Below are 26,173 nucleotides of genomic sequence, written 5' to 3' on the forward strand. Positions count from 1 at the left end.
CCCGCGGAGCGGGTCCCTACGGGCCTTCGGCCCTCCGTTCGCGACCGGCCTTCGGCCGGTCGACGGACCCGCTCCGCGTGTCCGTGGCCTGACCTTCGGTCAGGCTGGCCTCGCTGCGCGAGGCCTGGGGCACTCCGCTCCGCTCCATGCCCCACCTGGGCTTCCGCTGCGCTCCAGCCCAGGTGAAAGCCCCTCCGCTGCGCTCCGGGGCAGGCTGGCCGGGAGGAGGGGGCCTGGTTCGGTGACCCCCTGCGGGTGGTGACGGAGCATGAAAATGAGGTGGGGGCCGGTCGGCCTGTCAGGTGATGCTCTGTGTAGAGCCAGGACTCGGAACCCATCCTGTGTATCGGAGTGCCAGTGTTGGAGGATCCTGCCGGAACTGGGGCCCTCATCCCGAGAAAATCGCACGGGATGAGGGCCGTCGGAGTGGCCGGAAATCCCCGGCTGGCGTGTATCAGAGGTCGGCTGTCAGGAAATCCTGCCGCATCCCCGGCGCGGATCCGGTGGGATGTGGGGAAAGAGCCCTGAATCATCGGGGAATTTCAGGTCTATTCCTGTTTCTGAGCGGTGGTTCAGGCGGCCGCGTGGTCGCCGCCGGCAATGAGAGCCGCGGCCTTGGCGCGGACGGCCTGGGCCGGAGTGCAGCGCGTCGTCGGCCTGGCGGTCGTCCCCTTCTCTTCCTGGCGGTACGAGGGGTGGCCCTTGCTGAGGCCGTCCTCGGGGGTCCGGTGCCTGGTGGTGAACGCCGGCCCCCCGAGGACGGCTGGTCAGCTGAGGTGCTCGCTGATCTGCTCAATGATCCAGTCGGTGACGGAGCGGACGGCACCGGAGGCGGCGCCGCGGGCGATCTGCCCGATGAGCTGTTCGCCGGGGGCCGGGTCCCCCTGGTGGGGTGCGGTCGGCTGCTCGGGGACCACTGCGGTGCGCGGGGTCTTGTTGTTCCGGGTGTGCTGCTGTTTGCGAGACATCAGGTCCTCCCCTTGCGGGTCGTGGTGAGTGCGGGTCAGCCGGCCGGCTTGACCACCACGATCCCGGGCCGAAAGGACCTGGAGCCGATCTGCGGATACAGCTGGACCGTTCCGGAACCAGCCCACGTCGACGCAGGTGGGCACTAGGGTGAGAAGCCGGTCCGGCGGACGATCACGGACCGCCACGGACAACCGCGGACCGCTGCCAGACGCCCAGACACCACCAGGGCCACCGGCGCGGCCGCCGGTCCGTGGACCAGGGGACGGACACGCCCTGGCCCTGCGCGCGGGATCCACGCGTACACGGCCGACGGCGCAGGCAGACGGACAGGCAGGGGAGCCTCGATGGCGCCAGGACACAGCCCACAGGCACAGCAGGCGCTGCGCGAATTCGCGCGCCAGTTGAAGCGGTTGCAGGCCCGGGCCGGCAACCCCACCGGCCCGCAGTTGGTCAAGGTGTCCGGTCGGGTCCTGAACACCAGCGTCATCAGTGAGCTGCTGGAGGGGAAGGGCGGCGTCTTCCGGATCCCGTCATGGGACAGGGTGTCCGCCTTCTTCAGCGCGTGCAAGGCCCATTCCGAGGCGGAAGGCTTCCCTTTGGAAGAGCCTTTGGGAGATATCTTCCACTGGCGCAAAATGCATGGAGATCTTGTCGATACCCTCGATGAATTCGACAACAACAGGAACATCCATGCCCCTGGGTCTTCGGGCGAGCCCGGCCCTGCCGGGGAGGCGTTGGGAGCCGCTGGGGCGGTGCCTGAAGTGGCCGGGGTGGTGCTGGTGCCGTTGGCTCCGCCCCGGGCCGTCCCGGCCGGGTTCATCGGCCGGGAGAAGGAGTTGGAGGACTTGCTGACCCTCCTGAATCCGGCGGCCGGGGACGGCGGAGCGGCCGCGGAGACCGTGGTGGTGGCGTCCGTACTCGGAATGGGCGGCATGGGCAAGACCACGCTCGGCCTGGCCGTCGGGCACGAGGCAATCAGGCGGGGCCTGTTCACCGGTGTGCTCTTCCTCGACCTGCACGGCTACGACGACACCGCCCTCGACGCCGGACAGGCCCTGGACACCGCGCTGCGCTACCTCGGCACGGACCCCGAGCGGATCCCGCCCGACGTCGACCAACGCGCGGCCCTCTACCGCGCGCAGCTCGCCACGCGTACCCGGGCCGGGGAGCGCGTCCTGGTCCTGGCGGACAACGCCTGCGCCGCCGGGCAGGTGCAGCATCTGGTCCCGGCGGGCGGGCCGCACCGGCTTCTGGTTACTTCCCGTGACGACTTCGCCACTACTCTGGGCGCGCGTCTGGTCGACCTCGACGTCCTCACTCCCGGGCGGGCCGTCGCTGTGATGGACACCGCGCTGCGTCTCACGCTTCCCAAGGACAGGCGGATCGCCGCTGATCCCGAAGGGGTGGCCAGGGTCGCCGAGCTGTGCGGGTACCTGCCACTCGCGTTGCAGGTCGCCACCGCCCAGCTCGTGGCCGAACGGAGCCTCAAGCCGGGCCGGCTCGCCGAGTACCTGGAGGACCTCGGCGAGCGGCTCGACCTGCTGGAGGACGGGGACCGGGCGGTACGGACCGTCCTCGAGCGCTCCTACCAGCGGCTGGCCCCCACCCACGCCGAGCTGTTCCGCCTCCTCGCCGTCAACCCCGGCCCCGACCTGTCCACCGAGACCGCCGCAGCGTTCACCGACATCGGCAAACTCAAAGACATCCGGGCCCGGCTGATCGCCCTCTCCAAGGCCAGCCTGATCCGCCAGGACCCCGAAACCGGACGCTGGCGCATGCACGACCTCGTCCGCGCCTACGCCACCGAACAAGCCCGCTGCCACCCCGCCCACACCGCCACCGCCCTGCGCCGACTCCTGGAGCGCTACACCCTCACGGCACGAGACGCGAATGCACATGTGGATCCGGCACGCGCCGAAGACGGCCGGGGGCGGCGGTTCACCGGCCGCGCGGACGCGCTGGCCTGGCTGGACGCGGAACACGCCAACCTCATCGCCGCCGTCCACACCGCCCACACCGCCGGCCACCACGACATCACCCAAGCCCTCTCCTCCTACCTAGGCCCCTACCTCGGCCTGCGCCGCCGCCTCGAAAGCCGTCTGGAGGTCGCCGAAGTCGCCCTCACCGCAGCACGCGACAGCCACGACCTGCCCGGAGAAGCGATCGCCTGGGGCAACCTCGGCACTGGGCTGGAAGAGCTGCGGCGCTTCGAAGAAGCCGAACAGGCCCACCGCACCGCCCTCACCCAATACCAGAACCTCGGCGACCACCACCGCGAAGCCACCGTCTGGAACAACCTCGGCCTCGTCCTGGCGGAGCTGCGGCGCTTCGAAGAAGCCGAACAGGCCCACCGCACCGCCCTCACCCAATACCAGAACCTCGGCGACCACCACCGCGAAGCCAACGCCTGGAACAACCTCGGCCTCGCACTAGAGAAACTGCGGCGCTACGAGGAAGCCGAACAGGCCCACCGCACCGCCCTCACCCAACACCAGAACCTCGGCGACCACCACGGCGAAGCCACCGTCTGGAACAACCTCGGCACCGTGCTGCGGGAAGCTGGGGAGGCCGAGCTGGCCGTAGAGGCCGGCAGGCAGGCCGTCGCCTTGTTCGAGGAACCCAACAACCAGTACCGGCGGGCAAAGGCGCTGGACGAGCTCGCCGAGTCCCTGCTCGCGGCCGGCCGCCCAGCGGCCGACGTGCGGGCCGCTCGTGAGGCGTCGGCAGCGGCCTACCGCAGGGTCGGCGCTGAAAACGAAGCAGTGAAGGCTCTGGAGAAGCCGGACGAGTAGCCGACTGACAGACGAACGCCGCTTTCTGGGGATTTTCAGGCGCGGGCGTTCGGCCAGAGTTCGGGGACGTTTCCGGAGTCCCAGTCCTGTTTGGGCCAGCGTTTGGCTTGGATGAGTCGGACGGTCCACCACGGGTCGTTGGCGGGCGGGCCGTGCTTGGCGGCCTTCTTGAGGGTGTTGTCACGTTGACGGGCGGGTGATCGTCTGACGGGTCGCCAGGGTGTGGTGTGGTCGGGTTCCGGGTCCTGGTTCAGGCTGCGGCGGGCAGGCCGATGCTGTGGGTGATGTGGTCCCAGATGGTGAAGCGGAAGGTCATTTCGAGGCGGTAATTCGGTGGCGGCCATCAGGTGTCGTCGGGGTCGGAAATGGGGGGAGATGCCGCTGAACGCGGACAGGAACCGTTGGGCGGCGCCGGGTGAGCGGAAGTACTTCATGGCCCTCTCACGCTGGCGGGTGGGTTGTGATGATCGGCGTCAGCTTTTCACCGCGATACAGCGGAACACTTCACCATGCTCCCGGCCCCACCCGTTCACCACACCCCACCCCGAAACAGCCCGCCACCAGCCACAACACACCACCCCCGGCCGGTGAACAACCACGCCGAGCCCCAGCGAAAACCAACCGCCGATCATCAAGGGGGTTTCTCCGTTGCTTCTGGTCTGCTTCGGCCACCGTTGTGCGTGGAGGAGGCGCACCTGCCACCAGGGGTCGTCCTGGGGCGGTCCGTTCTTCTCGGCCCGGCGCAGGGCGCGGGGTGTGGGCAGCTCGAGGATGATCGGCCGTCCGTTGGCGGTGCGGCGCCGGTGTTCGCAGGGCGGGCATTCCAGGCGGTCCGGGTCGGCGTTCTCGTTCAGCTCGTCCTCGGAGTCGTGGGCGCCGCCGAGAGGGCCCTTGCAAGTGTGGCAGGGGTGGAGGGCGTCGTTGTGGGCGCGGGCGGCGAGGAGCAGGGCGCGCTGCCTAGCGTCGGCGGCGTCCTGCTTGGCCTTCTCTGCCCGGTGTGCCTCGGCTTGCTCCTGGTCCTCGCGGGCCTTGCGGCGTTGGTCGATGAGGTCCCAGTCAGGTTCGTCGTTGAGGGCGTCGGTGAGGGTCTGCCACTCGCCTCGGCCGAAGCGCCACCAGACGGGGCCGAGGAAGCCGTGACGGCGCAGGCGCTCCATGGTGGTGCCGAGGACGGGGATCTTGCCCTCGAAGGTGGAGTAGACGACGCCCTCGTCTTCCCCGCGCCGACCGCGCCAGTGGTCCTCGGTGGCGGCGCGCAGGTCCTTGAGACGCTGGTGCAGGCGTTCGGGGGTGTAGCGGGGCCGGCCGAGCTTGTCGCCCTGGTCGAGGACGAAGAGGACGGGCGGGCGGACGACCTCTTCGTGGCGGTAGCCGTAGCTGGGCGGTTTCAGCGAGCCGTACGTCACCCCGAACAGGGGCCGCTCGTGGCCGCCGTCCTGGACGGTCTTGTCGAACCAGCGCTTGTCGTTGTCGAGCTTGGCGGCGACCTGGCGCACGTCCGTCTTCGTGCCCCGGTCCAGTTCCAGGAAGAGGACCGGGATGCCGAGCTCCGGCGCGCGAAGGACGGCGTCGGGGATGACGGTCTGTTTGCCGGTGATGGTGTGGGCGACTTCGGTGGCCCAGTCGTCGAGGCCGCCGGGCAGCGGGCCGCAGGGCAGGGCGCGGCGGGGTGGGGCCTGGCGTTGGTGTTCGCGGGGTGGGGCGTCGTGGGTGGTGGTGCCGGTGACGGCGGTGATGATGATCTCGTTGACGAGCATGGCGTGGCGGGCGCCGGTTTGGCCGGCGCCGCGGGCGTTGCCGCCCATGTCGCGGTCGTCTTCGAGGGCTTCGGCGGCGGCGAGCAGGCCGAGCGGGGTGAGGCCCCAGATCTTCTCCGCGCCGGGGCCGCCGGGCTGTGGTTTGGAGCCGGCGGTTTTGTCGGTGGGTTTGCGGCTGGGCGGGCGGGTGGTGCCGCGTGACTCGACGAGCTTTTGCTTCTCCAGGTCGCGGACGGCTTCGGCAACGTGCTCGGTGCGGTTGTGTTCGCGGTCGTCGGTGCCGCCCGCGATCAGGGCGTGCAGCTGCTTGTAGGTGGCGATCTTGAGGACGCCGAGGACGGCGAGGACGTCGTCCCGTACTGGGCCCCAGGAGCCGTTCGGGTTGCGGGCGGAGCGGCGGAAGTGGACCCGGCCGGGCCGGGCCGGCGGCTGCTGGTCGTCTCGGGCGTGCTCCTGGTCCTCGTGCATGTCCGCTCCCCGTCGCTGGTGCTGATCTTCCCCTGTCTCTCTACCTCACGGCACCGACACCCGGCCGCCGCCCACCGCCCCCGGCCACCCAGCGCCGACCATCGGGAGGCGCGCGGCCACCCGGCCGCGAGGGGAAGGGGCAGAGCGGACCTGGAGCGGCAACAGGGCCCGTCGGACCAGGAGCGAACGCGGGACCGTACCGCCCCACCCAACCGCCAACCACCAACACCACAAGCCAAGGACAGGAAGGGGAGGGAAAGGGTTGTCGGCAAGCTTGGCGGCCTCGATTTTGGGCCCTGGCCTGCGGGAATGTCGAAACCCTTGGAAGGGAAGCCCCCCGGGGAAGCCCCCGGGGAGACACCCGGGGATTTGTACCGCCCCGCCGGACGCGCTGCCTGCCCTGGCGGCGGCTCACAGCGGCTCTGGACGGCCACGCAGAACGCTACCCGCGTTGGGCCCGCCGCACGCCGCTACGGCCGTTCTGGCACCGTCTCAGGCCCGCAGCGTGCCCAGCATGGAGACCGTCGGCTCCAGCGCCGGGCGCAGCCGGGCCAGCGAGTTCGGCGGCGTGGGTGGTGGGGTGCGGGTGGCTGCGAGGCACTGCGGGATGAAGGAAGAGCAAACGATCGTCCTCTTCCTTCTGCCCGCAGTTCTTGGCTTGCTGCATGATGGAGATGGTGACGGCCCCGCCCCTGGCGGGACGGGGCCGTGGGACGGACTTCACTACGTGATCTTTTGACCGGGTTCCTAGGCCGTGGGTCAGCCGATCAGGTAGTGGAGTCCGTCGAACATCAGGCCAGTGATCACTCCGCCGATGACGGCGGCGACGACTGCGCCGCGCATGTTGGCGACGTTCAGCAACTGCGAGCGGTTCTTCGGGCTCATTTCTCTTCACCTCCTTCCGTCTGAGAGACCGATTCGGCTTCGGGCCCCGGCCGGGCAGGTGCCCTCGGCGGGACGTGCCAGGGGGACGGGCTGGGGCCTGCGAGGGTAGGTGCCTCAGCCGTTTGGTCTGCGGCCGCCTCCATGGCGGCCTTGTCCTTGTTGTTCACGTTCAGGTCATAGGGCGGGTTGAAGGCGTACAGGATCCGCTCGCCCCAGCCGGTGACCGTCTCGTTGGTCGGGTAGGGCTCGGTGCCGGTCTTGGTGAGCACCTCCTCCTTGATCAGCGTGGCGATGCCCCGGCGAAGCGTCGCCTCGGAGATCCCGTAATAGCCAGCGAAGGTCGAGGTCTGCGGCAACGAGAACTTCGGCTGACGCAGGCTCATGCCGATCAGCAGCACGACCTTGCCCGCCATGTCGAGGCGCTTGTGTAGCCCGTCGCGCCAGTAGTCGAAGGGGAGGCGGAAGTACACGTCCTTGCGCAGTCCCTTCTCGCCGCCGGACGGAATCGTGTACGGCAGGCCGCTGCCGTCTTCCTGCAGCTTGGTCACCTTGGCGAGCCGGCCGCGTGTACCGCGGGCCACCAGGTTGAGCGCGGCCAGCCGGTTCCACAGACGGGAGACCGCCGAGCCGGCTGATCCGTTGGTCTCGAAGGTCAGGCCGGTGGCCCGTCCCCAGGTTTCGGCGCGCTCGACCGCGCCGAAGTCGCCGCCGCTGGTCACCATGTAGAGAAGCAGGAGGAGGTCCAGCGCCTTCTCGTGGCGGACCAGCTGGTGGAGCGGTCCGGGCTTCTGGATCAGGGCCGCCACGTCCTCGGTGTCCTGTACGAACGCGCGTCGTATCGGCACCGTCTCGGTTCGGCGCTTGGACTGCTGGAGCAGCAGCTCGATGGTGTCCGCCTGCGGCAGCACGGCGCCGTGGACCGGCATCGGGGCGGAGACGGTGGTGGATGTGCGGTGCATGAAAGTCAGTTTGGGCCAGCGCGAGGCCCGTTCGTAAGTTCATAAACCGGACCGCCGACCCGCCAGGGCCGCCCTCGGCTGGGTCCTATGAGGACCTATGAGAGCTATGACGCCATGTATGAGGGCAGTTTTCTCTCCTGCTGTCAGATCCGCCTACGGCAAGCTGGCACTATGCAGAACGCCATCAAATGATCATTGACACTTCAGAAACCAACCACGGGCGGTTTGGTACCACTACCACAGGTTTTCCAAGGTCGTGATCACGCGACTGTCAGCAGGGCTGGGCCGAGCCTTCACCGGACGACCGGCCAGACGGCCGACGGGACGGCTCACGAGATGCGGGCGGTCAGGTGGGCTGCCGGGCTCCAGTGACGTCGATCAGGCCCTGGTCCAGGGCCTGGCGGACGAGCAGGGCGGCGTCGTCGGCGGTGTCGCGGGCGAGCGGGCGGTCGGGGGCGTTGGAGTCGACGAGGAAGGTGCCCGCGACCAGGACGGCCCAGCCGTTCACGCGGCCGGCGCCGTGCTCGATCCAGCCAAGCGCGCGGCCATCCTTGCGGACGTAGAACAGGCCGGGTGCCCGGCTCCAGCCGACCAGGTCCCAGCCGGAGCCAAGGAGCGTTCCGGCGTTGTGGATCAGGTCGTAGCGGCCCAGGCCGCGCAGGTACGGCACCGGCGGCGGGCGCAGCGGGTCGTCGTCCTGCTGGCGCGGGAGGATGACCGGCGCGGCGGGCGGGGCTGGTTCGGCGGTGGTGGTCGGCGCGGGCGGGGCGGGCTGCTCCTGGTCCTCGCCGACGTCCGGGGTTTCGCCCCGTGAGGCGGAACCGTCGTCGTCCTGGTCCTGGTCGTCGTCGACCTGGTCGCCCCACAGGTCGATGCGCTCCAGCATCCGTTTGGTGACGCGTTCGGAGTGGGTGAGGTCGGGCCAGCGGGCCTTGTCCCGGATGTCTTGCGCGGTGGCGTAGACACGGGAGCTGTAGCCGGGCAGCCGCAGCGCCAGTTCCTTGAAGGCTGCGACCGGGTCGCCGTTCTCGGTGTCCTCCAGGAAGCGGGTGAGCTTGCGGCGCAGCGCGTCGGCCAGGCTGAGCAGGTAGCGGCCGTCCTCGCCCCAGCGGTCATCGTCGTCGGCCGGGACGGCGGCCACAGGTGCAGCAGCAGCGGGTGCAGCAAGGTCTCGTGCAGCAGCCGGCTTGGGTGCAGCAGCAGCGGGTACAGCAGCCGGCTCGGGTGCAGCAGCAACGGCGGGTGCAGCGGCCTCGGCCGCTGCTGCTTCGCGGGCCTTGGCCTTGGCGCGGTCGACCTTGCTGCGGCACGAGCGGGAGCAGTAGAGGCGCGGCCTGGTGCGGGCCGCCGGGACCGGGTTCGGGCAGTCGGGCCGGGCGCATACCCGGGCCTGGTTCGCCCCGTCGGCCGGTTGGTCGGTGGCGTTCGGCGGGGCGCTGTCCATTCCGGGATCGTAGCCGTCAAGGTCAGCACCCCGGACGGGTTTCGCCCCGCACCCGGCAGCGGGGCGAATCCCAGCGGCCGGCCACCGGAACAAGGGCTCGCAGCGCTGCACCGCGCTGCTCGGGTAGCAGCGTGCAGCGCTGCGCGGGTAGCAGCCGGTTGCAGCGCCACCAGCGTGCAGCGCTGCAACCGGCGACCGTTCTGCAGGACAGCCGGACAGGTACGGGCTCGCAGGGTGCGACGGGGATCGCACAGGCTCTGACCTGCGACGGGGAGTTTCAGCGGGGCGAAACTCACCAGGCGCCGGGGCGGAACTCACCGCCGGCTGAAGTTCCCCCGCTGAGCTGGACAGCCTGATACTGGGACGGTTGAGTCCCGGAGGAAGCAGTCCAGTAGTGAGCGGCAAGAGCAACATGAGCAAGCGGTATACACCCGAGTTCAAGCGGGACGCGGTCGCGCTCGTCCGGTCCTCCGCATCGGAACGTCACCGAGATCGCCCGGGAACTCGAAGTGAGCCCCGAGGGGCTGCGGGGCTGGGTCAAGCAGGACCGGACCGACCGGGGAGAGGGAGCGCCCGGCGCGCTCACCACGGCGGAGAAGGAAGAGCTCCAGCGGCTGCGCAGGGAGAACCGGGAACAGCAGCAGACCATCGAGATCTTGAAAAAAGCCGCGGCCTTCTTCGCGAAGGAGACGATGAAGTAGGCACGTTGTGCCGCTTCATCAACGTGGAGAAGGCTGCCGAGGACAGACCCGACGGCTACAGCGTCGCGCTGTTGTGCCGGGTACCGAAGCTCCCGCGCGCCAGCTATTACGCCTGGCTCGCCGGTCGACCGGCCGCCGCAGAGCGGCAGCGGGCCGAGGACGAACTGGCCGAGGAGATAAGGGAGATACACGCCGCCTCACGCGGAGCCTACGGCGCCCCGCGCGTGCATGCCACGCTTCGGCGCAAGGGCCATGCAATCAATCGGAAGAAGGTCGAGCGGATCACGCGCGAGCGCGACATCCGAGGGATCACCCGCCGCAAGCGCCGGCATCTGACGAAGCAGGACTCCAAGGCGGCCCCAGCCCCGGACCTGATCGGCCGCGACTTCACCACCGAGCGGCCCGGCACGAAGCTCGTCGGAGACATCACGTATCTTCCGACGATCGAGGGCTGGTGGTACCTGGCGACGGTCATCGACCTGGCAACCCGCGAGGTCGTCGGCTCCGCAATGGCCGACCACCACCGCGCCGAGTCGGTCACCGATGCTCTGAAGATGGCCGCCGGCCGCGGCGGGCTGAAGCCCGGCCGCATCATGCACACCGACCGCGGTAGCGAGTACACCTCGGGCGAATTCCGCCGGGAGGCCAGGAAGTTGAACCTGAGGCAGAGCATGGGACGAACCGGCATATGTTACGATAACGCCGCAGCTGAGAGCTTCTTCGGCTTGCTGAAAGCGGAGATCGGCACCACCGTCTGGGAGAGCCGCGAAGCGGCCCGTGCCGACGTCTTCCGCTTCATCGAGGTCGAGTACAACCGCACCAGGCTCCGGAAGCACCCCGAGTTCGGGTACCTCACCCCACTCGAAACCCGAGCGAAGCTGCAGCACGACTTCACCCCCGCAGCGTAAGAACCCGCTGTCCAAGATCAGGGGGGAACTTCAATGTCTGGGTGGCCAAGGCTCAGCACGACCAGGAGGCGGCCTTGGACTTGCTGTTGGCTGCCCTTGGCATCGACCGCGAGGCGTTGACCTTCCTTCGTGAGGTCACTCCAGAGGGCGAGAATTACTACCGGCCGTGTGCGTAGTGCCCCGCGATTGTCATCGGTCACGCAAACCCTGATTCACTTCCCGAAATGGCCATGCTCGGCGAGAATCCCCCCGCCGGCGTCTCAACTGAGCTGGCGCGCCGCAGGTCAGAGCCCACACGCCCGTCAAGATCGATGAGACAACCGATCCCGCCGGATCCCGCCCCCGACCTCATACTCATCTGCCCGCTACCCGTGTCTCACCCAGACCTGGCAACTCGCTGGTCAATGCGCATCCACATGACGTGCTCGATGAGACGGGACAAGTCGCCGCGCGGCGTGCCGGCGACCCGCACGGACGGTAGGTAGTTGGAACCACGGGATACGACCTTCCGACGCAGGACGGCCGCCAGGCGCTCGGCGGAACGAGCCAGGGAATTCTCGAGACTTCGCGGTACGCCCGCCCGCCTGCCGCAACCAAGATCGGCACGCACTCGTCCCACTGATGGCTCGAAGGCACCGAACGCCAGGGGGAAGCGATGGCCGCGGTCGAACCGCACAATCCGTACGCGGTCACAGCGCAGGGGCGCGCACCGGTTCGTCCGACCTCGAACCGGCGCTGGCAGGTCGTCACCCTCGGTGCGGCCTGCGCCCTGCCGTCGTTGATCTCGGTGGCCGTCGGCAGCGCCGTCCAGCACTTCGAGCCCGGCGGGCGCGTCCTCGGGATCCTGCACCTGGTGGTGACGCTCGCGGTCGTCATACCCGCGTACTTCGTCAGTGTCCACGCCCTGCGGCCGTCCGCCCCCGGTGGTGCTGGCTGCTGGCACCCGCGCCGATGGCGCTCGACCTCGCCGCTCCCACGGGCTGGCCCTCCTGCTGCCGCCCGGGCCTGCTGAGCGTGCTGGTGTTCGCCCTCCCGTCCTTCGCCCTGGCCGGCGCCGTGGTGCTGCGCTCACGCACCGCCCTGCTGGCGGCCGTCGGCACGCTGCTGGGCGTGTTCGTGCTCGCGTTCCCGCTGCGGGCGATGCAGCGGGAGGTGGGGGTCCAGGACCTGCTGCGCGGGGCCGGTATCCCGTCCCGGTCCCTGATGCAGCCGGTCCTCTCGGCGGATGTGCTGGTCACCGGGATCAGTTGGGATGGGCATCGGGCGGTCTTCGTGCTCAGTGACCAGGCGGACATCTACGCCGGCAGCGGCGGACTCGGCAACGGCTTCGACAAGGCCGCGGTCGAGACGATCTCCCCAGGCTACAGCGACCCCTGCGGCCGCCCTCTGCTGTCCGCGGACGGTGAGAATCTCACCACCAGCCCTTTCACCCCCTGCCTGCCGGAGCCGGGTGGCCTGTGGTCCGACGGAGCGAACCGATACGTCCTGCAGCGCGACGGCCTCACGATCACGCTGGCCGGCGCCGGCGGCGGGCTGAGCACCCTCAGCGGGGCCGGCGAGGTGCGCCAGGCCATCCTGGCAACCCATCCCGCCACCCAACCCGAACTGCGCTCCCTGGAGGGCTGGTTCCCCTCCAGCTGGCTGGGCTGCTTGTTGCTCTGACCACCTGGAGACGGGACGGTGACATCTACCGTGTCCACGGAGGCCCACTCGACGGTCCTGACCTGGGCGGTCAATCTTCGCTGACACAAACCACCACCCGTCAACCTTCGGTGGCAATCGGTCAAGGTTCGGTGGCAAGGGACACCAGCTCCGACCCCTGATGACCTGTGACAGCGAAGGCGGGACGATTGTCACCGGAGTTGGGAACAGCGCCGGTTTGTGACAGCCAAGTTGGGAAGCACTGGTGCAAGCGGCGCGCCGAGGCCGACGACCGACCGGTGGCCTCCTGGATCCGCGCTGTCGAGCATGGGCTCAAGCGGACGGCGTGACCGGGGACCGCAAGCCGAGCCACTGCTCGGCGTCCCAGGCCTGAAACCGCTCCACCTCGGTGAACCCCAGCTTTACCGCGAGGCGCATCGAGCCGACGTTGGCAGTCTGGGTGGTGAGCACCACCGGCTCGCCGGGAAGGACGCCGTCGAACCAGTCGAGTGCCGCCGCGCACGCCTCGGCGGCGTACCCGCATCCCCACGCCTCCGGCAGGAACAGGTAACCGAGATCGGCCTTCCCCGCGGCAGCCGGGCGGCGGTGCTCCGTTGCTCTCCTGAGCAGGATCTGGCCGATCATCGCCCCGTCGAGATCAACGACAAAACTCCCAGGCCACCGCTCGGGCGCCCCGGGCATCTCGCGCTCAAGCTCGTCACGCGGCCGGGGGCCGCCGAGGTAGGTATGCACCTCTGGCGACGCCAGCAGCTCGATGAACGCCGCACGGTCCCGGGCCTCGGGCTCGCGGAGCACGAGCCTTTCGGTCCTGATCGGGGCGGGCGGCCAGGCGACGGGTCCGAGTTCAGCCATGGCGGGCAACCTACCGCACGCCCGCCGAGCAGAAGCCTCAGACGACCGACAGCGGCAGCGGCTTCTGACCCGTCGACCGACGAGACCGATCAGTCCCAACTCCGGTGCCACAAACCAGCGTTGTCCCAACTTCGGTGACAATCGTCCCGCCTTCGCTGTCGCAGGTCACCTGACGTTGCGTCAGCGGTTGGGTGCTCCTCGACGTGGAGTAGCCGGATGTGCCCACCAGGGGTCGTCGAGCTTGCCGGCCTTGGCGAGTCGGCGTTCGCGGCCTGTGGGCAGGGGCAGGATGATCGGCTTGCGGCCGTTCATGCGGCGCCTGCTGTCGCAGGCGGGGCACTCCAGCTGGTCGGGGTCGGCCTTCTCGCGTAGTTCGAGAATGGAATTGGGTTCGCCGCCGATGGAGCCCTTGCAGGTGTAGCAGGGGTGCATGGCCGCGTTGGCTTCCCGGGCGGCGAGCAGCTGGTTGCGTTCCTCGGTGTCCCGGGCTTCGCGCTGGCAGTCGGTGCAGAGCTCGGTGCCGTCGCTGGCGCCGTACTTGTAGTCGTACTCGTCTTCGCGGCGGTTGCAGCCGGGGCAGCGGGTGGCCTCCAGGCGCCGCTCCTTCTCTTCCTGGGCGGCCTTGTTCTCGGCGTCGATGCGGGCGCGGGAGCGGGTGCGGTAGTCGGTGTTGGCCAGGGCGTTGGCGAGGGTCTGCCACCGGTGGCTGCCGAAGCGCCACCAGATCGCCGCGTGCGGGCCCTTGGCCTTCAGGTCCTCGAGGTGGCAGGCCAGGATCGGGATCTTGCCGGTGAAGTCGAAGTCGCCGCGGGGCTGCCAGTGCCGGGCGGCGAGGTCCTGGACCTCGTTGATGGTGTTGTTCAGGGCGCGGGGTCCGGCGCCGGCCAGGACGAGCGCGATCGGCGGCAGCGTCTTGGGCGGGGCGGTGGGGTATTTGCGGCGCCAGGTCGGCAGTTTCTTCGCGGCGGAGGGGTGGCCCTCGTGGTTGGGGTCTTTGTAGGTGAGGGCGAAGTACTCGGCGTAGCCGTCGAACTTGCGGGCGCTCTTGGCGTTGTCGCCGTTGTGGAGGTCGACTTCCACCAGGAGCACGGGCACGCCGTCGGCCGGGGCGATCAGGACCGCGTCGGCGATCTGCTGGCGGCCTGCGGGCAGGGGGTGGGAGTCCTCGGTGGTCCAGTCGGCGATTTCGCCGATCGGGCCGCCCGGGGTGTTCGCCCCGGTGAACGCGACGATGGTGTCGTTGACCGCCATCGCGTGCGGGGCGCCGCCGCCGCGTCCCAGCGAGCGGGCCCGGCTGCCCATCTTCCGGCCTACCGGCAGGGTCGCGGCGGCGGCGTCCAGGCCGAGCTCGGTCAGGCCCCAGATCCCCGCGTTGGCGCCCTTCGCCGGGACCAGCTTGCCCCGCTTCGGCGCGGCGGCCCGGGCGGCCCGCGCTTCGGCCAGCGAGACCTTCTCCTTCTTCGGCGGGCCGCCGAGCGTGCCCCGCTTCTCGGTCAGCCGGCTGTCCTTCAGCTCCATGTCCCGCAGCGCGCTGGCCACGGTGTTCGGGAACTCGTGGTGCGGGGCGGCCAGCTGCCAGATCTGCTTGACGGTGGCGGCCTTCAGGACGCCGAGCACCTGGAGGATCTCGTGGCGCAGCGGGCCGGTGGATCCGTTTCCTGGCCGTCGAGGCGCAGCACCGCTTCTCCTGATGTGGCGGGGGCGGAGTTCAGGAGCGCCTCGGTTGATGCGAGGGGGTCGAGTTCGCCCTCGTCCCTGAAGTTGGAGATCGTGTTGTTGAGGACGTCCTCCAGGCGTGTGTGCGGCTTGACCCTGAAGTGCTCCGGTGCCGGCCGGGTGGTGCGCACGCGGATGCGGTAGGTGCGTTGGTGGGCGTAGTCCAGGTCGATGTCGGTCAGGTAGCCGTCAATTCCTTCGCGGCCGAGCAGGATCGTCCATCCAGGCTCCGGACGGGCGACGCGGCGACGGGTCGGCCGAACTCGCGCAACGTCTCGTCGTGAGTGGGAACGCAGTGCCTGGGCTGGTCGGCTCCCGGCGGGATGCGGAACACGCTGCTGTCCTTCCTGGCGTGTGGGGTTTCTCCTGGCAGCCTGCCAGGAGAAACCCCACACGCACGGCGGTTTGTCGGATCAGTAGATGCCGTAGTGGACGATCACCGCGCCGAGGGTTCGCGAAATTCCTCAAGTACGATCGGGTTCCCCACTTGCTTGACCAAGTCAAATAAGCGGGGAGGGCGGGGATCAGAGAGCGCGTGCGTGGGCCCCGCTGACCGGTGGTCGGCGGGGCTCAGTGGTTGACGGTGGGTCCGCTGTACGAATCCGGGAACTCGTCGCAGCGGGGGCAGTTCGGACGGCTTCTGGGGTGGTGAGCAGGGCGACGATCGTGATCGGCTGGTCGCAGTGCGGGCAGTTGCAGGTCGCCGCGGGCTCCAGGACGTCCTGGACCGTCGTCCGGGCCGGGGGCTTGACGGCCGCCTAGCGGCGGCCGGCGGGCGGCGGTGCCGCCTGTGGGTCAGGACCCCGGGAAGCAGACCGCGTAGACGTAGAGCGTCTGGTTTCCGGTGCCGGTGTTCCTGGCGACCGCTGCCCACCCGCCGTCGCCGCCCCCCGGGGTCACGGGAAATTCCACGACAGTGGAAACCTTGATGTCCCAGGAGGAGTCGAACTCCGTGGCAAAACCACCGCCCGTGACCACCGTCCCCGCCGGGCACCTCACGGATGCTTCGACGAGTTCTCCAGGCCCGCCGGTGGCATTCGAGTTCACGACCTGGCGGCCGGTCAGGCCGTTGTTGCCGGACGGCGTGGTGCCCGTGGCGGAAGCGGACTGACTGCAGCCGACGTTCTGGGTGCCGGTCGAGGTGTTGCCCTGGCCCACCTGTCCCGAGGGGAAGCACGCGAGGGTGATGGAAGGCGTGTTGAGCAGGCCGAGGCCGAGCAGCCCTCCGTCGCCCTGGGCGTGGGCGGGGGTACCGCCCAGGAGAGCGGCTACGGCGACGGCGGCGCACAGGGCGCTGATCTTCCCGACTGGCTTCACTGCGGCTGTCCTTACCTGGTGGGCGAGCGTGCGTCGTGGTGGCACCCACTCGTCTGGTGATCGGGTCACCAGAAGGATGCCGACCGGGGGCATTGCTCCGACCGTCGCCACACCGACCCGCGAAGGGCTTCGCTCATTCAGCCCGTGTGCCGCCCGAACAGGCCGGAGGGCTTCTCAGCCCGGCGTCAGCAGACCCGGCACCGGGGCGCCGCAGCGTGCGAGGCGGCGCAGGAAGGTGGCGCCGGGTGTGCCGACCGCCCAGGCGCGGGCCTCGGTGTCCGGTTGCCGCCCCGGGAGGACCGGTCGCGCCGGTGGGCCACCGGCACGGGTGAGGAGGGGCCCGCACGGTCCTCGGCGTCGGCCCAGTGGCGAGTGCCGCCGGTGGCCCTGGCTGGGTCGACGAGGACGTCCCCGACGCCGGCCAGGCCGCAGCAGCGGTAGACCTGGGCGGTTCGGAGGGGCGATGGTCCGGCAATCGACGCCAAGTACATCGGCCAGCAGAAGAGCTGCAAGTCGCCGTTCCGGCTGGACAACGCCGACGGCGTCTTCGACTTTGTCACCGGACACGTCCGCATCGAGCCGTGACCGGGGACACGAACCGCACCACCGAGAGAAACGAGAACAACCCCGTGGGATCCACTTTCTACGTCAGCGCCGACCGCGAACAGACCGGACCGTGGACCTTCACCGGCGAGCAGGTCAAGGACTGCGTGCGCAGGCATTGGCCGACCGCCACGGTGAGCGGCGCCTTCGAAAACTTCCTGGAGATCCACGCCGAGATCGAGCCCGGCCAGTGGGCTGAGCTGTCGTTCAACCTCAGGCACGGCGCGTTCTCCTTCGAAGACCGGGAGCCGCACTCCGCGCCGCTGACCGTCATCTACACAGTGCTGCACGAACTGGCACCTCAGACCCCAGTCGTGTGGTGGATCGACTACGACGCCGATCTCCAACCCCTCGACCTGGCGAGCGGCTTGGACACGTTCATCGAGATTTTCCCGGCATAGGCGGGCGCGCACGCCCCTACTGATCGTCGTAAGCGTGGAGGTGTACCGGCGGAGGCGGCGCCGGAAGGGTTGTCCCGGCCGGGTGAGGCCTTCACCGAGCTGAGCGAGCGGGGCCGGCGCCCTGGTCGCCGTCATCCGGACCGGGCGTGGCAACAACACTGGCGGTCATCAAGGCGGCCTTCCGTCAGCAGGAGGCCTGGCTCGGCGCGGTGGCCCGGCGCCCCGGCACCCGAGCTCCGCTGACACTGCCCGCCACCCCCTTGTCCCGCCCGGATTGCCCTGGTCAAGGGCCTTGTTCTCCCGGTTTGTGGGATCACGGCCGCCGGACCGTCAGAGGTTCTGCAAGTAGGCAGTGCGGACGGTAAAGGCGGCCTGCTCGGGGGTGTCGTGCAGGGCGGCCTCCTGGGTGTTCATGTCGCCCATGAAGTAGCCCTCGTGCACCGCCCCCCAGCGGTCGCCGAGGCCAGGCAGGCCGCGCTCGACCCAGCCGACCTGGTGGCCCTCGCCAAGGACCGGGTAGACGTCAGGGTTGACCGTCCATCCCGCCAACGACCACCAGTCGCCGAACACACGCGGGTCCAGGGCGACGGAGACATCGGTCGTCGGCAGTCGGCGCAGCATCGGGTCAGGCGGGACCGTGACCTCGGCGACCGGCGGCTTCGGGGTCGTGGGCGCTGCCGGAGCGGGGCCGGGTGTGCTCTGCTGGGCCAGGCGCCGGTCGACGAGGTCGCGCAGTCTGTCCCCGTCGGCCGGGGCCGGTTCTGCGGGCGTCCCGGTTTCTCCCCGGGGCACAACGGGAGCCGGGTCGAAGCTCGCGCCGAGGGGCGCCGTTTCTCCCCGGGGAGTTTCGCCGGCTCCCTGCCCGGCCTGCCGGTCGGCCAGGGACGGTTCCGCAGGCGCCGGGGTTTCTCCCCGGGGCGGAGCGGCGGGTGATTCGGTGACGGGCGCCGTAGTCCGGTCGGAGAGCAGAAGGCCGGGCTCCTCCTCGGCGGCGCCCTGTGTGGCCGCCGGGCCGGGCCGTATTTCTCCCCGGGGAGAAACGGCGAGCGCTGGGGCGGCATCGCAGGGCGCACCGTGCTGGGTGGGGTGGGCGGCCAGGATCCCTTCGGCGAGCTCGCGATAGCGCCCGGTCAGGCCGTCGGCGGCGCGGAGGAGGTCGTCCAGGGCCTGTCGGGCAAGGGCTCCGTCGCCGTCGCGCTCCAGCTGACGGAGGAAACGCTCGTCGCGGCGACGCAGCGCCTCGCCGAGCCCCAGCAGCTCGGCGGCCCGGCCGTCGGCGGGGAGGTCGGCGGGCGGCGGAATGTCTATCCGCACCGGCTCCGCCACAGCTTCTCGCTTCGGACTCTGGAGCTACTGGTCAGCGGCTACTACCGCCAAGCCGCGAAGCTGGTGGCCGCGACTGACACCGACGCGGCTCTGGCTCTCTACCTGGCCAAGGCCGACCCGCTGATGGTTCTGCGTGACCTGCTCGGTCACTCAAGCGTACGGACGACGGAATCCTATCTGCGGCGCCTGGACATGACCCGCGTCTACCAGGACGCCTACCGGTCGGCCGGCGAAGAGGGGGCCTCCTGGACCCAGATGAGCTCGCCCGGGAAGTCGCCGAGGAGTTCGCCAACGAGGAAGGAGAGGGCTGGTGACCGCTCAGCTGGTCGAGCGCCCTCTGGGCATCGCCTGCACGTTCCCGTCCGGGACCCTTTCCTACCGCTCGGGCATGGCACTGGGCACGTCCGCCTGCCCTGAGTTGGCGCGGGACCTCCTCCTGGGCGTGGTGGATCTGATCTATCCGCATGGCACGCTGCGGTCCTGAAGATCGGTGGAGAAGTTCTTTATCGCCGTCCGGCGGATGACGGCGCTTGAGGCCGCCGGTTTCGCCGGCGGCGCGGGCCAGCTGACGCGCTCCGTGCTGGCCGAGTACTGGCTCGGCGCCGATGCTCAGCGGGAGTCGGAAACACGGCGCATGCTCGAAAGCTGGGACGCGGCGGCCTCGGGCCTGCGGCCGGAGGTCCGGCAGATGGTCGCCGGCCGCCGGCACTTCCACCGCCCGAAGTCCCAGCCGTTCGCTCCTTACAGCGAGACGGAATGGGACCGGCTGATCACAGCGTGCCGCACGCTGGCCGACAGATCTTTCGCTTCCCACCGGGCGGCGTTGGCTGCGGCGGCGGAGGGCGCCGACCTGTCGCTTGGTTGTCCCTGGCCTCCGTCACCGAACGATCTGCGGCGGTTCCTGTCGCAGCATGGTCCGCTGACCAGGGATGAGGCCGGCCGTCTCCTGGGGCAGCCGTCCGAGAGCGCGAGGACGCGGTCCGGTCTTCCCGAAGCCCGCACCGAGCTGTTCCCAACGCCGGAGGTGGTGATCGCCTACCAGTTGCTGTTCGGCGCCTACACCGGCCCCCACGGCAACTTCCCGCAGCCGCCGCCGTTCGCCGGCGCGGACATCTGCCACCAAGCCGGCTTGACACTCCGGCCAGGCCACCGATCTCCGCGCTTCGAGGAGGACGTCTGGGACCTGCGTGGTATTGCCAACCTGCCGGTCCAGGCAGCGCGAAGAGGACGTCAGCGCGGCTGTACAGACACTCGTAGAACTCGACCCGAAAGTGGGACAAGACACCCAATGCTTCGCCTGCGGGCGTGTCGGCGGGGAGACTCATACGCAGCGGCCGTTCTCTCGTGCTTCGTTACTCGACATCTCGAAGCGTGGAGAACGGCCGCCTCACGTGCCGCCGGTTCCCGGGAATCTCAGCAGGCCGAGTGACCCGCGAGGTCAAACGCCAAGCTCAGTCCCGGCTCCAGGGCCTGGAGGACGATCAGGGCTGCGTCGTCGGCGGTGTCGCAGGAGAGCGGGCGGCCGGGTGCGTTGGAGTCGACGAGGTAGCGGCCGTCGACCAGCACGGCCCAGGCGGCGGCCCTCGGCCGCGTGCCGCCCGCACGGTCAGGCGGCTGGTGCGGTGAGGACCTGCTCGACCCAGATGGTCTTGCCGCGCCGGCCGTAGCGGCTGCCCCAGCGGGAGGCGAGCTGGGCGATGAGGAACAGGCCGCGGCCGCCCTCGTCGGTACTGTGGGCCCGGCGCAGGCGGGGGTGGGTGTTGCTGGGGTCGCTGACCTCGCAGACCAGTACGTCCCCGAGGATCAGCCGCAGGACGATCGGGCCGCCGGCGTACCGGATGGCGTTGGTGACCAGTTCGCTGACGAGGAGCTCGGTGACGAAGGACAGCTCGTCCAGGCCCCAGGTTGCCAGCTGACGGGTCGTCCTCTCCCGCGCGTCGGCGACGACCGTCGGGTCTGCCGGGAACTCCCAGTTCGCGGTGGACTCGGCCGGCACGGCGCGGGTGCGGGCCAGGAGCAGGGCGATGTCGTCGCGGGGTGGCTGGTCGCCGAGGTTGGCGCGCAGGGCGCGGTCGGTGTCCAGCGGATGCCCGGGGCGGCCGCATTCGGCGAGGGCGTCCATCAGCCGGCGAAGCCCGACGTCGGTGTCGAGACCGTCGCGTTCGATCAGGCCGTCGGTGTAGAGCGCGAGGACGCTGCCGGGTTCCAGTTCGATCGTGGTGGTCTCGAACGGCATGCCCCCGACGCCCAGCGGTGGTCCCGGGGAGATGTCGACGAGCGAGGTGGCGCCGTCGGGCCGTACCACGATGGGTGGTGGATGCCCTGCGCTGGCGAGCGTGCAGTGGCGGGCGACCGGGTCGTAGACGGCGTACAGGCAGGTGGCGCCCGCCGCGTCCTGCTGTTCGGCTGGCGCCTCGGCGGCCAGGCGTTGGACCAGGCCGTCGACGTGGGTGAGGAGTTCCTCGGGATCGAGATCGAGGTCGGCGAGCGTCTGGATGCCGGCGCGCAGGCGGCCCATGGTGGCGGTGGCGGGCAGACCGTGGCCGAACACGTCCCCGACGACCAGCGCGACCCGTAGCGAGGGCAGCGGGATGGCGTCGAACCAGTCGCCACTGATCTCCGCCCCGCCCGCTGCGGGCAGGTAGACACCGGCGGTCTCGGCCGCCGGAGTGTCGGTGGTCGCCGGTGGGAGCAGGCGTTGCTGAAGTGCGACGGCCGCGCGGTGCTCCCGGGTGTAGCGGCGGGCGTTGTCGACACCGAGCGCGGCCCTGGAGACGATCTGGGTGAGCAATTCCGCCTCTTCCTCGGTGTAGGGGTCGGGCTGGTCGGTGCGGAAGATCGTTATGCCGCCGAGGACGAGGCCACGAGCGAGCAACGCCGCCCCCACGCCCGAATGCGCGCGCTCCGGGACGATCAGCTCGACCAGTCGGGTGTCACGGAACGCCGCGGTCACCGCGTCGCGGTCCATGACGACCGGCCTGCCGCGTTGGAAGTCGCGGAGTTCGGGAATGTCGGGATACCGGGGAATGGCCGCACCCGGCTGGATCAGATCGGCCGGCCACGGCCCGGCGGCCGAGGCCACGGCGACTCGCCGGAGGTGGAGATCTCCGCCGCCCTGCCACATCGGGGGCTCGTCACCGTCCAGCACGGCCTCGGCGAGATCCACCACCACCAGGTCCCCGAGGGCGGGCACGAGCACGTCCGCCAGCTCCTGTGCGGTGCGGCGAACGTCCAGGGAGCCGCCGATGCGAGCGGTGGCCTCGTGGATCACATCCAGGTGCCGGCGGGCACGCTGCTGCTCGGTGGTATCGGTGAACGTGCTGAGCACGCCGACCGGGTGCCCGCGCGCGTCCGCCATCCGGAAGGCGCTCAGGGAGAAGGCGAACTCCCGCCCGGGGACGAGCGGCGAGTGCATCCAGCGCTGCCAGCCGACCAGCGGCTGGCCGGACTCCAGCACCTGACGCAGCGCCACCTCGAGGGCGTCCGCGTCCTCGGCGCCCATCACCTCCTGAAGCCGGCTACCGGGCGGTACCGCGGGCCCGCCGAACATCGCGGGGGTGACGTTGGTCCGTACGACGGTCAGGTCCGTGTCCTGGATTCCGACACCGACCCTGTCCTGGGAGAACAACGCGCGCAGGATCGACACTCCCTGTTCCCGTTCGGTCACGTCCCGGGTGCGCGACGCCAGAACGAGCAGGCCGTCCGGCGCCGCCATCCGCATCGCCTGGTAGGCGATGTCCACCGGGTGGCCGGACCGGTGAAGCAACCGCGCCCGCCCGGCGCAGGGCCAGGGCTCCCGCGAGGCGTCGGCCTCGTCCTTCGCGGCGCCGCTCGGCGGGCCTGGCACCCCGACGAGCAGTTCCCGAAGCGGGCGGCCGCGGATGTCGCCGGCTGGACGGCCGACCAGGTCCGCCGCCGCTCGGGAGCACCACAGCACCGTGCCCTGGTCGTCGAGCACGGCGGCTGCCAGGACACCGAGGGGAAGGCCGCCCGCGTGATCGTCGCCCATGCTCGTCCGCCTCCTCCCGGGCGGTGGAATCACCACCTGGAGCCAGCCACCATTATCGGCGCCCGGGGCTGCGCACGCCCGGGAGGTTCTGCGGGCCCCTGGCCGCGGGCCAGGAGGGCTGCGGTCGAGGAGCCCCTGCCGACAGGAGGGCAGGCGGCAGCCGATCGACGCGCGGCAACCCGTCGTGGGCGGCGGCCCTCGCTGCGAGGGCTCGTCTGCGAGGCGGGTGAGGCCGAACTCGACCGGCATGCCGTTCATGTAGCCGGTGCGGGCCCGGTCGGCGCGGTTGAGCCAGTAGCCGATGGGGCGGCCCAGAGGCCGAGCAGGGAGCCGGCGATCACCGTCGGCATGAAGCGGCCCATCTGCTGCTCGGCCTCGGCCCGGGTGATGGTCTCGACGGCGACCTCACGACCCAGGACCTCGGCCAGGGTGGCGAGTTGTTCGCGGAAGGTGAGCGACCGAGCGTCGGTCAACGTGACCGCGAGGCCCCGGACGGCCGTCCCGGGGAACGCCTCAACGGCGACGTCGGCGACGTCGGCGATGTCGTCGGGGTGGATGGGCGCGATGTGCGCGTCGGGGTAGGCGAGTTGGACCGGCAGGTCTCGGGAGATCCGGTGCGCCCGGCCGAGGGTGTCGCTGGCGAAGGCGTCCGGGCGCGGGAAGGTGCACGGCAGGCCGCTCGCCGTGAGCGCCTGCTCGACGTGGAGGTGGTGCGCGGCGAGCGGGTGGGTCTCGGCGTCGGGGGCGTTGACCGAGTGGTGGAGCGGTCGACCTCGGCCATCAGCACCGGAGCCCCGACGGCCGGGTACTTGATCGCGCTGAACACCGAGACCTCTCGCCTGGGTCAGCCCCCTCGGCCCGGCTGGCGCCCACGCGTACGTGAGCGGCGGCGGACGCCGTCCGGCCAGCTGCCGCGGGGTGGAGTTCAGTGCTCCTGGGCCGTCGGGCGCACCATGATCTCGTTGATCGCGGCGTGCGGCGGCTGGGTGACCATGAAGACGATGGAGCGGGCGATGTCCTCCGCCCGCAGCCAGGACTCCTGTGCCATGCCGCGGGCCGCGGCGAGTCCGGGCCCGGTCGCCATATGCGTCGAGGTCAGCCCCGGCTCGATCACGCCCACCCGGACACCGCGCCGGGTCACCTCCTGGCGCAGGACCTCGCTGAACGCGCACACCGCGTGCTTCGTCGCCGAGTAGACGCCGTTGCCGCGGCGCACCACACGGCCCGCGGCCGAGCTGACGTTGACCAGGTCGGCGACCTTACGCGGGCCGCCCGCCGCAGCACGCAGCAGATGCGGCAGCGCCGCCTGCGACAGGTGCAGGACAGCCGTCAGGTTGAGGTCGACCATCCGGTCGACCTCCTCGGCGCCGACCTCCTCGACGGCCCCCATCGCAACGTAACCGGCGTTGTTCACCAGCACGTCCAGCCGCCCCAAGCGCTCGGCGACCTCCTCGACGGTGTCCCGGGCCCGTACGGTGTCACGCAGATCGGCGCTGATGACGGCGCACGAGCCGCCATGGCCCCGGATCGCGGCTGCCAGCTCCTCCAGCCTTTCGGTGCTGCGGGCCACCAGCGCCACCGCCGCCCCCTCCCGGGCCAGCGCCAGGGCAGTGGCAGCCCCGATACCGCTGGACGCACCCGTCACCAGCGCGACACACCCCGACAGCGCCACGTCGCTTTCGGCCACGGAGTTGCCCGCCCTTCCGGCGTCCGCACCCGGGACACCCGTGCTGCCAGCCTGCATCAGACGGCCTCGGACCGCCTCCCGCACAGCCGCACAGGTCGACCGCGACACCGATGATGACGGCCCGGCGGAATCGGGTGCGGCGCGGCACGGGACGGCGCAGCAGGACGGCCGGAACAGGCCCGGCCCGGGGCCCCAGGCCCGGCCCGGACGGCGCCACCAAGGTGCAGCGGCAGGGCACGAGCGCGGCCTGGCCGACGACCAGCGCGCGGCGGCGGGCGGCACGGCGGTGGGGAACGGCCGCGGCCGGCGAACCGGACGGCGGCCCGTGCGACACGACAGGCGCAACACGCCCACCGAGGCCCCTCCGGTCCACATAACACCTGGTCAGAGCAACAAAACGGCCTCGCGATGCACCCCAGCGCAGGTCCGGACAACACACGGTCCAAGGCCGTTCCACGCCCCGGAAAGCCAACAGGTCGCATTGGGGCGCTCATACGGGTGAGGGGCGTCCGCCACACGCCGATCGCGCCGGCGTCGCCGGTGGAAGAGCGATGGGATGGGGGCAGCGCTCCAGCCACTCCGGCAGGAGCCCCACTCGCAGATGGGAGACCACCGTGATCGTGCGCATCATGGGCGAGGGCCAGGTAAGGCTGGCCGACTCGCACTTCGCCGAACTGAACGCTCTCGACGACGAGCTGCTGGCGGAGATGGAGAGCGGTGACGAAGAAGGGTTCAGGAGGTCCCTGGGAGCCCTCCTGGACGCAGTGCGCCGCCTCGGCACCGCCTTGCCCGACGACGCCCTGGAGCCCTCCGAACTGATCCTGCCCTCGCCCGACGCGTCCCTGGAGGAGGTCCGCGAGATGCTCGGCGACGAAGGGCTCATCCCCGGCTGACCCGACAGCCGGCCGTCCGCCACCGGCTCACGCTGGGCGCTTCCACCATGGGCAGGGCTCCTCGTGGAGCAGGCGAACAGGTCCTGGTACAGGTCCTGCTCGCTTCTGGGCGGGGGGCGGCAGTACGACCCGGCGCTCGGCCAGTTCCCCGGGGCTCGGCCGAGCCGTGGTGGTTCGGCAGCCCTTGAGTGGCAGCTACCGCCCATGATGGCCCAACACCACTTCTCCCAAAGGAAGTTGTCAAGACGAGCGGCCGTCCTGCCAGCCGGGTCGGCGGCGGTGTCTCATGGGTGGCACCAGCGGCCCATCAGGCCGCTGACGAATCCCGTGAGGAGCACACCGAAATGCGCAGCATCGTCAAGACCGCAGCCGGCGCGCTGGGCGGAATCGCCCTTGCCGTGTCCGGCCAGGGAATGGCCGGACACGGCCACCACCGCCACCACCTCGACCACCCCCCGCTCCCTCCCGCGTGACCGCCCAGGCCAGCTCGGCCGCACCACCAGGGCGATCGCCGAACTTCGCCACCGGCCTCGTCGAAGCCCGCGGCTGGCCCCTGGAACGCAATCCCGCCGTCGACCGGGGCAACCCCCCGCTCGGTCGGCCCCGGGGGTGCATGTGGGCCCGGGTCGCGTCGTCCGAGGTTGCTGGGGAAACGGCAGGAGGGCCTGTGTCCGCGCATTCGCGCGGGCACAGGCCCTCGTGGGTCACCCCGGTGGCCCCTGTCCGACTCCCGAGGCGTGGGGGGACCGAACGGTCGGCTTAGTACCAGTGGTGGGTCTGCCAGAAGGCCCAGGCGGCGTTCGGGCTGCCGTAGCGGGAGTTCA

At 70.5% G+C, this 26,173-nt stretch carries 25 protein-coding genes and 1 pseudogene; 11 read left to right on the forward strand and 15 right to left on the reverse strand.

Going from position 1 to position 26,173, the window contains the following annotated elements; genetic code table 11:
* Positions 1-767: 767 nt before the first annotated feature.
* On the reverse strand, positions 768-968 hold the full coding sequence (locus ACZ3UD_RS35435) for a PH domain-containing protein (RefSeq protein ID WP_465597462.1): 201 nt from the start codon (positions 966-968) through the stop codon (positions 768-770).
* 345 nt (positions 969-1,313) lie between these two features.
* On the opposite strand from ACZ3UD_RS35435, the gene ACZ3UD_RS35440 reads away from it, so the two are divergent.
* Positions 1,314-3,761 (forward strand): tetratricopeptide repeat protein, encoded by a 2,448-nt coding sequence (locus ACZ3UD_RS35440; RefSeq protein ID WP_465597465.1) that lies wholly within the window; start codon positions 1,314-1,316, stop codon positions 3,759-3,761.
* Positions 3,762-4,011: 250 nt separating this feature from the next.
* Here the strand turns inward: ACZ3UD_RS35440 and ACZ3UD_RS35445 are convergent.
* A pseudogene (locus tag ACZ3UD_RS35445) lies at positions 4,012-4,228 on the reverse strand (IS6 family transposase); the annotation flags it as partial.
* Between the two features lie 6 nt (positions 4,229-4,234).
* A complete protein-coding gene (locus ACZ3UD_RS35450) occupies positions 4,235-5,986 on the reverse strand; it encodes a replication-relaxation family protein (RefSeq protein ID WP_465597467.1) in 1,752 nt (583 codons plus the stop codon).
* A 514-nt stretch (positions 5,987-6,500) separates the two neighbouring features.
* Between ACZ3UD_RS35450 and ACZ3UD_RS35455 the strand changes: the two genes are divergently transcribed.
* A complete protein-coding gene (locus ACZ3UD_RS35455; protein ID WP_465597470.1) occupies positions 6,501-6,725 on the forward strand; it encodes a hypothetical protein in 225 nt (74 codons plus the stop codon).
* 20 nt (positions 6,726-6,745) lie between these two features.
* Here ACZ3UD_RS35455 and ACZ3UD_RS35460 read toward each other — a convergent pair whose 3' ends face one another.
* From ACZ3UD_RS35460 to ACZ3UD_RS35470, 3 genes are all read right to left on the reverse strand, one after another.
* Positions 6,746-6,871 carry a hypothetical protein gene (locus tag ACZ3UD_RS35460; RefSeq protein WP_465597472.1) on the reverse strand — a complete coding sequence of 42 codons (126 nt, stop codon included), beginning with the start codon at positions 6,869-6,871 and terminating at the stop codon, positions 6,746-6,748.
* Positions 6,868-7,830: a hypothetical protein gene (locus ACZ3UD_RS35465; protein WP_465597475.1), complete on the reverse strand. Its 963-nt coding sequence runs from the start codon at positions 7,828-7,830 to the stop codon at positions 6,868-6,870. Before ACZ3UD_RS35465 ends, ACZ3UD_RS35460 begins: the two co-directional genes overlap by 4 nt.
* A 346-nt stretch (positions 7,831-8,176) precedes the next feature.
* Complete coding sequence (locus ACZ3UD_RS35470) at positions 8,177-9,274, reverse strand: hypothetical protein (RefSeq protein WP_465597477.1); 1,098 nt, start codon at positions 9,272-9,274, stop codon at positions 8,177-8,179.
* Between the two features lie 425 nt (positions 9,275-9,699).
* On the opposite strand from ACZ3UD_RS35470, the gene ACZ3UD_RS35475 reads away from it, so the two are divergent.
* The 5 genes from ACZ3UD_RS35475 (at position 9,700) to ACZ3UD_RS35495 (ending at position 12,545) form a co-directional block, all read left to right on the forward strand.
* Positions 9,700-9,975 carry a transposase gene (locus tag ACZ3UD_RS35475; protein WP_465597531.1) on the forward strand — a complete coding sequence of 92 codons (276 nt, stop codon included), beginning with the start codon at positions 9,700-9,702 and terminating at the stop codon, positions 9,973-9,975.
* Positions 9,976-9,980: 5 nt separating this feature from the next.
* The gene (locus ACZ3UD_RS35480) at positions 9,981-10,883 is read left to right on the forward strand and encodes an IS3 family transposase (protein WP_465597480.1); all 903 of its coding nucleotides are present in this window, start codon (positions 9,981-9,983) and stop codon (positions 10,881-10,883) included.
* Between the two features lie 41 nt (positions 10,884-10,924).
* The gene (locus ACZ3UD_RS35485) at positions 10,925-11,059 is read left to right on the forward strand and encodes a hypothetical protein (protein WP_465597483.1); all 135 of its coding nucleotides are present in this window, start codon (positions 10,925-10,927) and stop codon (positions 11,057-11,059) included.
* A 479-nt stretch (positions 11,060-11,538) separates the two neighbouring features.
* On the forward strand, positions 11,539-11,895 hold the full coding sequence (locus tag ACZ3UD_RS35490; protein ID WP_465597486.1) for a hypothetical protein: 357 nt from the start codon (positions 11,539-11,541) through the stop codon (positions 11,893-11,895).
* Positions 11,835-12,545 carry a hypothetical protein gene (locus ACZ3UD_RS35495; RefSeq protein WP_465597489.1) on the forward strand — a complete coding sequence of 237 codons (711 nt, stop codon included), beginning with the start codon at positions 11,835-11,837 and terminating at the stop codon, positions 12,543-12,545. Before ACZ3UD_RS35490 ends, ACZ3UD_RS35495 begins: the two co-directional genes overlap by 61 nt.
* Positions 12,546-12,857: 312 nt before the next feature.
* Here the strand turns inward: ACZ3UD_RS35495 and ACZ3UD_RS35500 are convergent, their stop codons facing one another.
* From ACZ3UD_RS35500 to ACZ3UD_RS35515, 4 genes are all read right to left on the reverse strand, one after another.
* Entirely contained in the window at positions 12,858-13,397 is a 540-nt protein-coding gene (locus ACZ3UD_RS35500; protein ID WP_465597492.1) for a GNAT family N-acetyltransferase, read from the reverse strand.
* A gap of 180 nt (positions 13,398-13,577) precedes the next feature.
* Positions 13,578-15,014, reverse strand: coding sequence for a replication-relaxation family protein (locus ACZ3UD_RS35505; RefSeq protein WP_465597495.1), 1,437 nt, complete (start codon positions 15,012-15,014; stop codon positions 13,578-13,580).
* Positions 14,999-15,508, reverse strand: coding sequence for a hypothetical protein (locus ACZ3UD_RS35510; protein ID WP_465597498.1), 510 nt, complete (start codon positions 15,506-15,508; stop codon positions 14,999-15,001). Before ACZ3UD_RS35510 ends, ACZ3UD_RS35505 begins: the two co-directional genes overlap by 16 nt.
* 400 nt (positions 15,509-15,908) lie before the next feature.
* Positions 15,909-16,430, reverse strand: a complete 522-nt coding sequence (locus ACZ3UD_RS35515; RefSeq protein WP_465597501.1) for a hypothetical protein — start codon at positions 16,428-16,430, stop codon at positions 15,909-15,911.
* A 581-nt stretch (positions 16,431-17,011) separates the two neighbouring features.
* On the opposite strand from ACZ3UD_RS35515, the gene ACZ3UD_RS35520 reads away from it, so the two are divergent.
* Positions 17,012-17,434 carry a hypothetical protein gene (locus ACZ3UD_RS35520; protein ID WP_465597504.1) on the forward strand — a complete coding sequence of 141 codons (423 nt, stop codon included), beginning with the start codon at positions 17,012-17,014 and terminating at the stop codon, positions 17,432-17,434.
* A 330-nt stretch (positions 17,435-17,764) separates the two neighbouring features.
* On the opposite strand, the gene ACZ3UD_RS35525 is transcribed toward ACZ3UD_RS35520, so the two are convergent.
* A complete protein-coding gene (locus ACZ3UD_RS35525; RefSeq protein ID WP_465597507.1) occupies positions 17,765-18,760 on the reverse strand; it encodes a hypothetical protein in 996 nt (331 codons plus the stop codon).
* 310 nt (positions 18,761-19,070) lie between these two features.
* Here ACZ3UD_RS35525 and ACZ3UD_RS35530 point away from each other — a divergent pair, with 310 nt between their 5' ends.
* On the forward strand, positions 19,071-19,244 hold the full coding sequence (locus tag ACZ3UD_RS35530; RefSeq protein ID WP_465597510.1) for a hypothetical protein: 174 nt from the start codon (positions 19,071-19,073) through the stop codon (positions 19,242-19,244).
* Between the two features lie 6 nt (positions 19,245-19,250).
* Positions 19,251-20,189 carry a hypothetical protein gene (locus tag ACZ3UD_RS35535; RefSeq protein WP_465597513.1) on the forward strand — a complete coding sequence of 313 codons (939 nt, stop codon included), beginning with the start codon at positions 19,251-19,253 and terminating at the stop codon, positions 20,187-20,189.
* Positions 20,190-20,366: 177 nt separating this feature from the next.
* Here ACZ3UD_RS35535 and ACZ3UD_RS35540 read toward each other — a convergent pair whose 3' ends face one another.
* The 3 genes from ACZ3UD_RS35540 to ACZ3UD_RS35550 form a co-directional block, all read right to left on the reverse strand.
* The gene (locus ACZ3UD_RS35540) at positions 20,367-22,769 is read right to left on the reverse strand and encodes a SpoIIE family protein phosphatase (RefSeq protein WP_465597516.1); all 2,403 of its coding nucleotides are present in this window, start codon (positions 22,767-22,769) and stop codon (positions 20,367-20,369) included.
* A 254-nt stretch (positions 22,770-23,023) separates the two neighbouring features.
* On the reverse strand, positions 23,024-23,242 hold the full coding sequence (locus tag ACZ3UD_RS35545) for a hypothetical protein (RefSeq protein WP_465597519.1): 219 nt from the start codon (positions 23,240-23,242) through the stop codon (positions 23,024-23,026).
* Positions 23,243-23,694: 452 nt separating this feature from the next.
* The gene (locus ACZ3UD_RS35550) at positions 23,695-24,456 is read right to left on the reverse strand and encodes an SDR family oxidoreductase (protein ID WP_465597522.1); all 762 of its coding nucleotides are present in this window, start codon (positions 24,454-24,456) and stop codon (positions 23,695-23,697) included.
* 614 nt (positions 24,457-25,070) lie between these two features.
* Between ACZ3UD_RS35550 and pspAA the strand changes: the two genes are divergently transcribed.
* A complete protein-coding gene (pspAA, locus tag ACZ3UD_RS35555) occupies positions 25,071-25,349 on the forward strand; it encodes a PspA-associated protein PspAA (RefSeq protein WP_465597525.1) in 279 nt (92 codons plus the stop codon).
* A gap of 284 nt (positions 25,350-25,633) precedes the next feature.
* Here the strand turns inward: pspAA and ACZ3UD_RS35560 are convergent, their stop codons facing one another.
* Entirely contained in the window at positions 25,634-25,801 is a 168-nt protein-coding gene (locus tag ACZ3UD_RS35560; RefSeq protein ID WP_465597528.1) for a hypothetical protein, read from the reverse strand.
* Between the last annotated feature and the right edge of the window lie 372 nt (positions 25,802-26,173).

It is taken from the genome of Kitasatospora sp. NPDC023118, from assembly GCF_055560875.1.